Raw genomic sequence first — 12,996 nt, 5'->3', positions numbered from 1 at the left:
CTGGTTCATGACGGCCAAGGCTCCGGCATCTGGCGAATCCGACAACGCGGGTCTCTATGGAGGCGTCGTTCTCGGCCTTACCGCCATCGCCGCTCTCATCGTTGCAAACTCGCCCCTTGGGCCGCAATACGAGGCGCTGTTGCGGACCACCGGCGAGGTCCGGATCGGATCGATCGGACTGAGCAAGACCGTCGATCACTGGATCAATGACGGCTTGATGGCGGTGTTCTTTCTGCTGGTAGGGCTCGAGATCAAGCGCGAGGCGATCGAGGGCGCGCTGTCGAGCGCAAAGCAGGCCGCATTGCCCGTGATCGCCGCGTTCGGCGGCTTCGTCACACCGGCCGCGATCTTTGCCGCGGTGAACTGGGGCGATGCCCACGCGTTGCGCGGCTGGGCCATACCGGCGGCGACCGACATCGCCTTTGCATTGGGTGTTTGCGCCATGCTGGGACGCAAGGTGCCGGCTTCGCTGAAGACCTTTCTGTTGGCGCTCGCGATTATCGACGATCTGATGGCGATCGTCGTCATCGCGATCTTCTATACCGCCGACCTTTCGGTTCTGGCACTGGCGCTCGGCGCACTTGGCGTCGTGGCGCTCGCGGTTCTCAACCTGCTCGATGTGCGCAGGCCATCGTTCTATCTGATCGCGGGATTGTTCACCTGGGTCTGCGTTCTGAAATCCGGCGTGCATGCGACGCTGGCCGGCGTCGCTGTCGGCCTTGCGATGCCGCTGACCAGACGCGACGGGCATAGCCTGCTCGAAGATACCGAACACGCGTTGAGACCGTGGGTGATTTTCGCCATCGTGCCGATTTTCGCCTTCGCGAATGCCGGCGTATCGCTTCACGGATTGACCTTGTCAAAGCTGGCGGAGCCGATAACGCTTGGCATTATCGCAGGGCTTTTCGTCGGCAAGCAGGTCGGGGTGTTTGTCGCTTCGATGCTTGCGATCAGGCTGGGCCTGGCTGCGATGCCGGAAGGGACCACGACTACAAAACTCTATGCAATGGCCGTCCTGACCGGCATCGGCTTCACCATGAGCCTCTTCATCGGCACGCTGGCGTTCGACGACGAAGCGGTCCTTAAGCAAGTCCGGCTTGGCGTTCTCATGGCTTCGCTGCTGTCTGGTATCGTCGCTGCGCTGGTGTTCTCGGCGATCTCGCGGTCGAGCAGAACTTCACCTCCCCGATAAGGAGTCAGCCCGCGAAAACGACGACGACGCACCGGCGCAAACGCGCCACACCCGTCATGAGATCGGAGCCCGCGTAGTCGTGGCTTCTTGTGTCCGCCGCGGCCAAGTGGTCATCTTGGCCGATCAAAGGCGGCGTCGATTGAGCACGAATTTTACCAGATCCACTGCACCGCGCGGTCTGCCATTCTCCCCGGCGCGATCCGCCAGAGGCATAGCGCTGGGCGTGCTGTTGTCGTTCTGCCTTTCCGGCGCAGCCCTTGGAAAGGACGATGACGACGATGAGATGGAGACAACAACCAAGCCAACCCTGCCGAACTTCTATCTCGATATGAGAACCATCTACGCGACGCTGCCCGCCGGCTCGCTCTCGATCGGATTCAGCGCGCCACCCTTGCTGTCGAGGCTTTCGAACCTTTCCTCGCTCCGAAGCCTTACCTCGCCGTCCAGCCAAAGCCTCTCGGTCGACCTGCCTTTGACCGTCGATGTCAACGATCGGCTCTCAGTCTATGGCGGCGTCAGCGGAGCCACATCACAGGCCGGTAGCGATCCCTGGACGACGTTCTCGGTCTACGCCTTTACCGTCGGATTCCAGGCCGACATCTATCAGCAGAACGGTGGCATGTTTCCAACCATCACCGTTCAGTCCAACGTGACGCGGTCGATTTCGGACGCCCCGCTGGCTACGACGGCTTACAACGCCATTCTCGAAGCGGACTATGCGCTGAACGCGGATCAGACGCGCGGGCTGCTCGCTGGCGCGCAATACACCAGGGTCCTGGTGGATACCCCGCTCGCCCGCGTCAGCCCGGATATCATGGGCTATGTCGGCGGCTATTATCAGTGGGACAACAACTGGAAATTCACCGGCCGCTTCGGCGTGCAGCACTTCGGCGGCGCGCAGCTTCTGAACCTGACGCCGTTTCCAGCCTTCACGCAGCCGATCGTGCGGTTCGACCTCGACCGCATGGACGACAACGATAATCGTCTGTTCGGTATTACTGCGCAGATCGCATGGGCACCGAAGCCGTCGTACCAGCTAACGCTGCGAACGCCGCTCTACGTGATCAAGAATTAGCGGTTCATGCCGGCTGCGAGTCCCGCACGGCCGCGCCGCGCAGCAGCTTGCCGATCTCCGGCTTGCAGGCACCGCAATTGGTACCGGCCTTCAGACGCCGGCCGACGTCTTCGACGCTGGCCGCCCCCCTTTGGATTTCGGCCGAGATCTGATGCTGTCCGACGCCGAAGCACGAGCACACGATCGGCCCGACATCCTGGCTGGCATCGAGCGGCTGCCCTGTCAGCAGCGACATCCGCGCATTCGGCGATATTGCCTGCTCGGCGAATAGCCCTGATAACCACGACCGCGAGACCAGCTTGTGATCGGGAGCGATAAATACGCAACCTTCCAGCCGGCCGGCGCGAACGGCCGCGTAGCGGAAACGGCCGGCCTTCGGATCGCGATAGGCGATCCACTCGATGTCGTCATACCCGACGCGAAGCTGCGCCCGCGCCCAATCGCGCCAGCTCGGCGGCCGCTCGTCGCCAGCGAGTTCCATCCGCCAGCAGGTGCCTGACAGCCCACCAACCCAGTAGCCCGCAGCAGGACGCTCGATCTCCTGCCGGCTAAGGATGAAGGCATGCCATTTCGGCAGGTAAGCAGCCGCCTTGACCGGCGTGTGCTTGGACTCCGGCTGCCCGGAGATCGGATCGGTCGCTGGATTGACCAGCGCGTTGACCCGGCCGTCGCCGGCGTATTCGCCGTTCCAGTGCATCGGCACGAAGACACAGCCGCGCCGCTGTTCGGCGGTGACGACAACGCGCGCCACCATTTCGCCCCAGCGACTGGTCAGTCGCGCAAGCCCGCCATTCTCGACGCCTGCCATGCGCGCATCGTCGGGATGGAATTCAGCGCATGGCTCGAAAACATGCGCCAGCAGCCGCGCCGATTTTCCCGTCCGCGTCATGGTGTGCCACTGATCGCGGACCCGCCCGGTGTTGAGCACCAGCGGATGGTCCCGGCTGGTCGCGTTGACGGCGGCACGCGGCGTCACCGGCACGAAACGGGCCTTGCGGTCTGCCGTGAAGAAGTTTGCGGTTTCGAACATCCGCGGCGTGCCGGTCGGATATTCGCGCGTCACCGGCCACTGGATCGGCGTAAGCGCATCATAGGCGCGATCGTCGAGCGTATTCAGGGCCGACAGATCGAAATCGCGCGTCCCGTCGTTCTCGAAACTGGAGAGTCTCGCGTGCTCGCGGAAGATCGCGGCAGCGTTCGGATAGTCGAACCCCGAAAAACCCATGCGCCGGGCGACGTCGCAGACCGTCTGCCAATCGGCCCTTGCAGCGCCGGGCGCCGGCAGGAACCGCCGCTGCCGGGAGATGCGGCGTTCGGAGTTGGTGACGGTGCCGTCCTTTTCGCCCCAGGTGAGCGCAGGCAGCAATACGTGGGCATGACGCGTCGTGTCGGTATCGCGCATGCAATCGGAGACAACGACAAGTTCGCACGCATCGAGCGCGCGACGGACGCGATCGGCATCCGGCAGGCTGACCAGTGGATTGGTGGACATGATCCAGACCGCCTTGATGCGCCGGTCGGCGATCGCGTCGAACATGTCGACGGCCTTGAGGCCCTGCTTGCCCGCGATGATTGGCGACTGCCAGAAGCGCTGGACGATATCGCGGTGTCGCGGGTTCTCGATCTCCATGTGGGCGGCGAGTTGATTGGCCAGCCCGCCGACTTCCCGTCCACCCATCGCGTTGGGTTGTCCGGTCAGCGAGAACGGGCCCATGCCGGGCCGCCCGATACGGCCGGTCAACAAATGACAGTTGATGATTGCATTGACCTTGTCGACGCCGCTGCTCGACTGGTTGACGCCCTGCGAATAGAGCGTGACGACCCGCTCGATTTTGGCAAACCAGTCGAAAAACAACGCCACCGCGCCCTCGGCGAGGCCGCAGATTTCGGCGGTCTGCGCAACCGTCTGGCCGGCGACCTGTTGCAACGCGGCTTCGGCGCCGGTAGTGGAGCCATCCACGAACGCGCTGTCGATGGCGTCGCGCGACGCAAGATGCGCGAGCAATCCGTTAAACAGCACCGAATCGCTGCCCGAGCGAAGCGGCAGGTGCAGATCGGCGCCGTCACATGTCGCAGTCCGCCGTGGGTCGATGACGACAATACGGCACTCAGGGTTGTTGGCCTTGGCCGCCACCATGCGCTGGTAAAGGATCGGATGGCACCAGGCGGCATTGGAGCCGACGAGGACCAGAAGATCGGCGCTTTCGAGATCCTCATAGCAGCCCGGAACAGTGTCGCTGCCGAACGCGCGCTTGTGCCCCGCCACGCTCGACGCCATGCACAGCCGGGAATTGGTGTCGATATTGGCGGTGCCGATGAAGCCCTTGGCGAGCTTATTGATGACGTAATAGTCCTCGGTCAGAATCTGGCCGGAGACATAGAAGGCGACCGAATCCGGCCCATGCTCGCGGACGACTCTGCCAAACCCCTCCGCGACATGATCGAGCGCCGCATCCCAGGTCGCTTCCTGCCCATTGACGACGGGCGCCAGCAACCGCCCCTCGAGGCCGATGGTCTCGGCGAGCGCCGAGCCTTTCGCGCACAGCCGCCCGAAATTTGCGGGATGAAGCGGATCGCCCCGAACGGTTACCGCGCCCGAGGCATCTCTGTCAGCGATGACGCCGCAGCCGACGCCGCAATACGGGCAGGTTGTCTTCACTGGCACGGGCGATCACCCTCACTCGGCGGGCACGGCCGCCGCCGTCTGGACGCAAAGCCAGACGATGTCATTCTCCACCTTGGTCGGATGCGCGCGCGTACATCCCTCATCCGGCGCGACCGCCGTACCGCTCTTGAGCTCAATGACGAAATTGTGCAGCGGACAGGTGACGCGCTTGTTGTGGACGATGCCTTGCGACAGCGGTCCGCCCTTGTGCGGACAGCGATCGTCGAGCGCGAACACTTCGTCATCGGCGGTCCGGAACACCGCGATGTCTCCGGACGCCGTTCGCACGACGCGCGAACCGAGAACGGGGATATCGTTCAGCGCCCCGATTTCAATCCAGGTGCTCATGCGAGTTCCAGCTCCGCCAGCGGGGTGAATTCGTTGCGGTCAACGCCGCGCTGGGCGCGCGCCGCCCACGGATCGCTCTGCGAGAATTGCTGCGAATGGGCGAAGCGGCCAAACAGCGCCTTGCGGTTGACGACGTCTTCGACCACCTGCTTGCGGATCGCATCGAGACCGATCCGATCGCACCACTTGTACATGCGCTCCAGATACCAGCCCTGCTCGCGATAAAGCTGGGTCAATGCGGCGATGATTTCGAGCGTCTCCTCTTCGGTCGCGACCTTGGTCAGGAACTCGGTCCCCTTGATGTGAAGACCGGCGGCGCCGGCAAAATGAATCTCGAACCCGGAATCGACGCAGACGACGCCGACATCCTTGCAGGTTGCTTCCGCGCAGTTGCGCGGACAACCGGACACCGCAAGTTTCACCTTGGCCGGCGTCCACGAGCCCCACATGAACTTTTCGATCTTGATCCCGAGACCGGTCGAATCCTGCGTGCCGAAACGGCACCATTCCGAACCGACACAGGTCTTCACCGTGCGCAGGCCCTTGGCATAGGCGTGGCCGGACACCATCCCCGCATTATTGAGGTCGGCCCAGACCGCGGGCAGATCCTCCTTCTTCACGCCGAGAAGATCGATGCGCTGTCCACCGGTCACCTTGACGGTCGGAATCTTGAACTTGTCCGCAACATCGGCGATGGCGCGCAATTCATCCGGCGTCGTGACGCCGCCCCACATCCGGGGCACGACCGAATACGTCCCATCCTTCTGGATATTGGCGTGAACGCGTTCGTTGATGTAGCGCGACTGCTGATCGTCCCGATACTCGCCGGGCCAGGTGGCGAGCAGGTAATAGTTCAGCGCAGGCCGGCAGGAATGGCACCCGTTCGGCGTCTTCCAGTCCATGAACCTCATGACATCGGGGATGGTCTTCAATGAGTTCTCGATGATGACACGGCGCGCGTCGTCATGGCTGTGATCGGTGCACGCGCACATCGGCTTGACCTTCGGGGCCGCCGAATAGTCGCCGCCGAGCGTAAAGGCGAGAACCTGCTCGACCAGGCCGGTACAGGAGCCGCAGGACGACGATGCCTTGGTGTGGGCGCGCACGTCGTCGATCGTGAACAGCTTCTTTTCGCTGATCGCCTTGACGATCGTGCCCTTGCAGACGCCGTTGCATCCGCAGATTTCCGCGTCGTCGCTCATGGCGGCGACCGAGTTCTTGCCGCTGTGGCCGCCGTCGCCGAGATTGGCGGCGCCGAACACCAGCCGCTCGCGCATTTGCGAAACGTCGGTACCGTCGCGCAGATGCTGGAAGTACCATGGGCCGTCGATGGTATCGCCATAGAGCACAGCGCCGACAATTTTCTTGTCGCGCAGAATGATCCGCTTGTAGACGCCGCGGGAAGCGTCCTGCATGACGATCTCTTCCTTGTCCGCACCCGGCGCGAAGTCGCCGGCGGAGAACAGGTCGATCCCGGTCACCTTCAATTTGGTCGAAACGACCGAACCGTCATAGGTGGCAAAGCCCTTCATGGCGAGGTGGTTGGCGCAAACCTTGGCCTGGTCGAACAGGGGAGCCACCAGACCGTAGGTCTGGCGACGATGCTGCACGCATTCGCCGACCGCATAGATGCGCCCGTCATAGGTCTGCATGGTGTCGGAGACGACGATGCCGCGCTCGCAGTAGAGCCCTGCCTTGCGCGCCAGCTCGACATTCGGACGGATGCCGACCGCCATCACGACCAGATCGGCGGGGAGTTCCTCGCCGTCGGCGAAGCGCACGCCGGTCACGCGGTCCTCACCCAGGATCGCTTCCGTCTGCGCGGGCATCTTGAATACCATGCCGCGCTCTTCCAGCGACTTGCGCAGCAATCCGCCCGCGACCTGATCGAGCTGGCGCTCCATCAACGTATCGAGCAGATGCACGACGGTGACGTTCATGCCGCGCTTCATCAATCCGTTGGCGGCTTCGAGGCCGAGCAGACCGCCGCCGATCACAACGGCGTTCTTGTAGCTCGTCGAGGCCTGAACCATGCGCTCGACGTCCTGAATATCGCGAAAGCCGATGACGCCCGGAAGGTCCTTGCCCGGAAGCGGCAACATGATCGGGTTCGAGCCGGTAGCGATCAGCAGGCGATCGTAAGGCACCCGCGCGCCTTCCGCGGTGACGACTTCGCAGGTACGCCGATCGATCATCTCGATCATTTCGCCCTTGCGCAGCGTGATCCCGTTATCCTCGTACCACTGCTCCGTGTTGAGCATGATGTCATTGACCGTCTTCTCGCCGGCGAGCACGGGCGACAGCAGAATCCGGTTGTAGTTGCCGTAGGGCTCGGAACCGAAGACGGTGATGTCATAAAGGTCGGGGGCACGATCCAGCAGCACTTCTACCGTGCGGATGCCGGCCATACCGTTGCCGATCACCACCAACTTTTGCTTGTTTATTTTCTCGAGCATGCTCTGCCTTCTAATCCGGGTTCCGATGGTCTCACTCGGCGACGCAGTTCTGCATCGTCGATTGGCAAGAAATATCGAATGATTGGGAGTGCCCATCGGCGGGCAGATAATCGTCGACTATGACGATCGATGATTTTCTGTATTCAAGACACGTGCCAACGCCAGTCCCGTAGTTTTTCGGGCGCAACGCACGATGAATCTTTCATTGGCTGCACCGGCGCGTGCATGAATGCCCAAAAAATCACCCTCTCGGGCTATCCATTGTGCACAACACGAATGTTTAACCATGACCCGGCGTCAATTTGCCCGCGGAAATAGCACGACACCGACAAGCGGCTTTTCAGGCGCATTTTTCCGCCAATAGCCAGCACCGCATAATAAAACACCACACTGCACGTTCGAACGGCTGTTTTTGCCAACAAACGGAGCAGCGAGCGCGTTCGAGGCTGGTTATCAACGCGCAGCAAGGCCCTGCAAATACAGGCAAAGTGGCGCGCTCGCTTTTCTGGCACACGAATTGCTGACGTTACGGCACGGAGTGTGTGTCTCAACGACGAGACGACCTCTCGCTTTCAAAAAATCCATCTCTTTGTGCCGAGATCGCCGCGCTTGCGCGGTGTCACGCGCCGATGCTCGAGGCTGCTCGATGAAGTTTGCTGAATTCAAGAAGGCTGGCCACTGGCCCACGCTGCTCGCCGCCTTCCTCTATTTCGACATCAGCTTCATGGCCTGGGTCGCGCTCGGTCCGCTGATCGTCTACATCGTGCGCGACATGAACCTCGCCGTTGACGAGAAGTTCACGCTTGTCGCCATCCCGGTTCTGGCCGGCGCGTTGCTGCGGGTTCCGATGGGCCTTCTCGCCGATCTGTACGGTGCCAAGCGGACCGGAATTGTCGCGCAAATCGTCGTCATCGCCGCGACCGCGTGGGTTTGCTACTTCGGCCTTCCGAGCAAGCTGTCGGTGGAGATCTTCGGTCTCGCGCTCGGTATCGGAGGCGCCTCGTTCGCGGTCGCGCTGCCGCAGGCAAGCCGATGGTATCCGCCGCAATATCAGGGCGTGGTGATGGGAATCGCCGGCGCCGGCAATATGGGTGTTGTGCTCGACACGATGTTCGCACCGTCGATCGCCGAACATTGGGGCTGGCAGGCCGTGTTCGGCGTGCTGCTCGTTCCGATGTTGCTGATCCTCGCCTACTACGCCTACGCCGCCAAGGATGCGCCCGGAGAGCGCAAACCGGTTTCGCTGAAGGCTTACGGTGCTTTGCTGCGCGATCCCGACAGCCGCTGGTTCATGTTCTTCTACTTCATCACCTTCGGCGGCTTTGTCGGACTGGCCAACGCGCTGCCGTTGTATTTCTCGGTGCAATATCACGTGTCAGGCGTCGCGGCGGGATTGCTGGTTTCCTTGATCGTCGCTTTCGGTTCGGGTTTCCGCCCGGTCGGCGGACTGATCGCCGACCGCATCGGCGGCATTCGCTCATTGTCGATGTTTTTTGGCGTCGTCGTGGCGGCATATCTCGTCATCGCCTTCATGCCGGAAGGGCCGGCCGCGCCTGCGCCTGCGGGCTGGGCGCTCACCGAGATGCCGCGGATCGCCTGGATCTCGGTGTTGCTGTTCTCCATCGGCGTCCTCGCGCTCGGCATGGGCAATGGCGCCGTGTTCCAGCTCATTCCACTCCGCTTCCGTCAGGAGATCGGCCTGATGACCGGCATGGTCGGCTGCGCCGGCGGCATCGGCGGCTTCTTCCTGGCCAAGGCGCTCGGCATCGCCAAGGGAATGACCGGCGGGTTTGGTGCGGGCTTCGTGTTTTTCGGCCTGCTGGCGTTGCTTGGGTTCCTCGGACTTGCCATGGTCAAGGTGCGCTGGCGCACCACCTGGGGCGCCGCATCGGGAGCGCGGGTCTAACGACCGGCGCTGCAACCTCGGCAGGTCTTGCGGGTGACGATCGGTTCGCAACGAAATCTCGGGGTTCGCGTCGGCTTCGTCAGCGAGACCGGCAAGCGCTCCGGCAATGAGGATTACGTCGGGACCTGCCTCGGCCGGTCCGGCGGGAGCAACCGTGACATCGTCGCCGCAGTTGCCGACGGCGTCGGCGGACACAAGGGCGGGCGCGAAGCCGCGGAGCTCGCGGTGCGTTGTTTCATCGACGCCTATTATTCCCTACCCGAAACGCTCGGCGTGCGTCGCCGGGCATCGCGTTCGCTGGAAGCCGCCAATAGTTGGATCTATACGCAAGGCCGCACCGATCCCCTGCTCAGCGGCATGAGCTGCGCCTTCTCCTCGATCATCCTGTCGCGGCGGATGTGCCACATCATTCACATCGGCGACACCCGCGCCTATCGCCTGAGCGAGGGGCGCCTGGAGCGGCTGACCACGGACCACATCGCAGGCCGCGGCGATCTCGCGCATCTGCTCAACCGCGCCATCGGCTTCGAGGATTTTGCCCGCTTCGATTACGCGACTGTCGGATTGCGGCAGCACGACAGGCTCCTGATCTGCAGCGACGGCGTTCATGGCGTGCTGGCCGATCACCGTCTGCAGCTATTGTTGAGCGAGCGCACCTCGCCGGAAGAATCGGCGCGCGCACTGGTCGACGCGGCGCTCGATGCCGGCTCCAGCGATAACATGACCGCTTTGGTGCTCGACGTCGTCGACCTGCCGCCCGCCGACCGCGACGAACTCACCCACTCGATCGCAACGCTTCCGATCCTGGATTTGCCCGAAACCGGCGACGTCATCGACGACTTCACGCTCGGCGAAATATTGTCTGACGGTCGCTACAGCCGGCTGTTCAAGGCGATCGACAAGCGGCAGGGCCGCGAGCTCGTGCTGAAGTTTCCGCATCCGCGCGTGGCCAGCGAGGGCTCCTACCGCCTCGCCTTCGTCCGCGAGGCATGGGTCGCGGCGCGCGTGCGAAGCCTGTGGATCGGAGAAATCGTCGAACTGCCTGCCGAACGGCAAACCCGCCTCTACTCGGTGATGCCGCTCTACGAAGGCGAGACGCTGGAACAGCGGCTCAACCGCTCGCCGCAGCTTTCGCTGGCTGAAGGCATCGGGATCGCGACCAAGCTTGCGCGCGCGGTCGCCACCCTGCATCGTGCCGGCATCATCCATCGCGACATCAAGCCCGACAACGTCATCCTGCTGAAGGCCGGCGGATTGCGGCTGGTCGACCTCGGCGTCGCCCGCGTTCCGCTGCTCGAGGACTTTCCGGCCGAGGATATTCCGGGCACGGCGAGCTACATGGCGCCGGAGCTGTTCGGCGGCCGGCCCGGCGACGAGTTCTCCGATCTCTATGCGCTCGGCGTCACCGTGTACCGGATGTTCACCGCCGCCTACCCTTATGGCGAGATCGAGCCATTCTCGCGGCCCCGCTTCGGCAAGCCCGCCTCCCTCGCCCGCCATCGCCCCGACCTGCCGGCCTGGCTGGACGCGGTGATCGGCAAGGCGCTCAACGTCGATCCGGCGCAACGCTACGGCGATGTCATCGAGTTCTCGCACGAGCTCGAGAACGGCGCGATGTGGGCGAAGCCGGCCGTCGCATCACGGCGCTCGCTCTACGAGCGCGATCCGCTCGTCTTCTGGAAGAGCCTGTCCGCAGGCCTGATCGTGCTCGTCATCCTGCTTCTGGCATGGTCGGTGCGACATTAGCCCGACGCTCCGGTGGAGCGCCGGACCATGTCACATCAGCGAAACCAACCGCGTTGGCTTCGCAATCTGGCTCACACCCCGGTCTGGGTGATGAACTTGGTGTTGAAATATCCGTCCATCGCCTCGGTGCCGCCCTCCGAACCGTAGCCGGAATCCTTGACGCCGCCGAACGGCACTTCGGGCAGCGCGAGCCCAAAGCTGTTGATCGAGACCATGCCGGCTTCGATCGCCGCACCGATCGCGGTCGCCGTCTTGGTCGAACTGGTGAAGGCGTAGGACGCGAGACCGAACGGCAGGCGGTTGGCTTCCTCGGCCACCTCGTCGAAGGTGGAGAACCGCGAGATCAGCGCCAGCGGCCCGAACGGCTCCTCGTTCATGGCACGCGCGTCCTTCGGCACGTCGCTGACCACGGTCGGCTCGAAGAAGTAGCCCTTGTTGCCGACGCGGGCGCCGCCGGTCTCGAGCTTGGCGCCCTTGCCTACGGCATCCTGCACCATGCCTTCGATAGCGGTGACGCGGCGCGGATTGGCGAGCGACCCCATCTTGGAATCCGGATCCAGGCCATTGCCGACCTTCATCGACTTCGCGCCCTCGACGAACTTGTCGACGAACTCACGGAACACGTCGTCCTGCACCAGCATGCGGGTCGGCGAAATGCAGACCTGACCGGCATTGCGATACTTCGCCGCCGCCAGAATCTTCGCTGCCGAGGATACGTCGGCGTCCTTGAACACGATGGCCGGCGCATGGCCGCCCAACTCCATAGTGGCGCGCTTCATGTGCAAGCCCGCCAGCGCGGAGAGCTGCTTGCCCACGACGGTCGATCCGGTGAAGGAGATCTTGCGGATCACCGGATGCGGAATGAGATATTCCGAAATCTCCGACGGCACGCCGTAAACGAGATTGATCACGCCATCAGGCACGCCTGCATCGGCGAACGCCTTGATCAGTTGCGCCGGCGATGCCGGCGTTTCCTCCGGCGCCTTGACGATGATCGAGCAGCCGGCCGCAAGGCCTGCGGAGAGTTTTCTGACGACCTGATTGATCGGGAAATTCCACGGCGTGAAGGCCGCAACCGGGCCGACCGGCTCCTTGACCGCGATCTGGTAGATGCCGGGGCCGCGCGCCGGGATCACCCGTCCATAGGCGCGCTTGGCTTCCTCGGCGAACCATTCGATGACGTCGGCGGCGGCCATCGCTTCCATCTTGGCTTCCGCCAGCGTCTTGCCCTGCTCCATCGTGAGTAGTGGCGCGATCTCGTCATTGCGCTCGCGCATGATTTGGGCCGCCTTGCGCATGATCCTGCAGCGCTCGAACGGCGCCACCGCGCGCCAGACCTTGAACCCCTTGGCGGCTGCTTCCAGCGCCTCGTCGAGATCGGCGCGATCGGCATGCGCGACGGTGCCGATGGTTTCCTCCGTCGCCGGGTTGAGCACGGCGATGGTCCTGCCCGACTGGCTCGGACGCCATTTGCCGTTGATGAACAATTGGGTATTGGAATATGCCACGAGACTTGCTCCCTCTTTTATTGTCGCCGGATGGCGAATGGGCCGGCTGAAGATCAGGCGCCTTTATGATCGAAGCCCGGCCGGATTGCAAAGCCGATTC

At 63.2% G+C, this 12,996-nt stretch carries 8 protein-coding genes; 4 read left to right on the top strand and 4 right to left on the bottom strand.

Going from position 1 to position 12,996, the window contains the following annotated elements:
* Positions 1 to 7 precede the first annotated feature (7 nt).
* Positions 8 to 1,192, top strand: a complete 1,185-nt coding sequence (gene nhaA / locus V1288_RS18240; RefSeq protein WP_334358343.1) for a Na+/H+ antiporter NhaA — start codon at positions 8 to 10, stop codon at positions 1,190 to 1,192.
* A gap of 283 nt (positions 1,193 to 1,475) precedes the next feature.
* The gene (locus V1288_RS18235; protein ID WP_334358342.1) at positions 1,476 to 2,267 is read left to right on the top strand and encodes a hypothetical protein; all 792 of its coding nucleotides are present in this window, start codon (positions 1,476 to 1,478) and stop codon (positions 2,265 to 2,267) included.
* Positions 2,268 to 2,271: 4 nt separating this feature from the next.
* On the opposite strand, the gene V1288_RS18230 is transcribed toward V1288_RS18235, so the two are convergent.
* From V1288_RS18230 to nirB, 3 genes are read right to left on the bottom strand one after another with little or no spacing between them, the layout of a single operon-like run.
* Entirely contained in the window at positions 2,272 to 4,932 is a 2,661-nt protein-coding gene (locus V1288_RS18230; RefSeq protein ID WP_334358341.1) for a nitrate reductase, read from the bottom strand.
* 12 nt (positions 4,933 to 4,944) lie between these two features.
* Entirely contained in the window at positions 4,945 to 5,280 is a 336-nt protein-coding gene (gene nirD, locus V1288_RS18225) for a nitrite reductase small subunit NirD (protein WP_334358340.1), read from the bottom strand.
* Positions 5,277 to 7,736: a nitrite reductase large subunit NirB gene (gene nirB / locus V1288_RS18220; RefSeq protein ID WP_334358339.1), complete on the bottom strand. Its 2,460-nt coding sequence runs from the start codon at positions 7,734 to 7,736 to the stop codon at positions 5,277 to 5,279. The genes nirD and nirB overlap by 4 nt, the downstream gene beginning before the upstream one ends.
* Positions 7,737 to 8,382: 646 nt before the next feature.
* Between nirB and V1288_RS18215 the strand changes: the two genes are divergently transcribed.
* Positions 8,383 to 9,642: an MFS transporter gene (locus tag V1288_RS18215; RefSeq protein ID WP_334358338.1), complete on the top strand. Its 1,260-nt coding sequence runs from the start codon at positions 8,383 to 8,385 to the stop codon at positions 9,640 to 9,642.
* Positions 9,643 to 9,675: 33 nt separating this feature from the next.
* Positions 9,676 to 11,388, top strand: a complete 1,713-nt coding sequence (locus tag V1288_RS18210) for a protein kinase domain-containing protein (RefSeq protein WP_334358337.1) — start codon at positions 9,676 to 9,678, stop codon at positions 11,386 to 11,388.
* A 71-nt stretch (positions 11,389 to 11,459) separates the two neighbouring features.
* On the opposite strand, the gene V1288_RS18205 is transcribed toward V1288_RS18210, so the two are convergent.
* A complete protein-coding gene (locus V1288_RS18205; protein ID WP_334358336.1) occupies positions 11,460 to 12,896 on the bottom strand; it encodes an NAD-dependent succinate-semialdehyde dehydrogenase in 1,437 nt (478 codons plus the stop codon).
* Positions 12,897 to 12,996 lie beyond the last annotated feature (100 nt).

This window comes from Bradyrhizobium sp. AZCC 2176 (assembly GCF_036924645.1).
Classification (GTDB): Bacteria; Pseudomonadota; Alphaproteobacteria; order Rhizobiales; family Xanthobacteraceae; genus Bradyrhizobium.
This window is presented reverse-complemented; position numbering and strand designations above follow the sequence as displayed.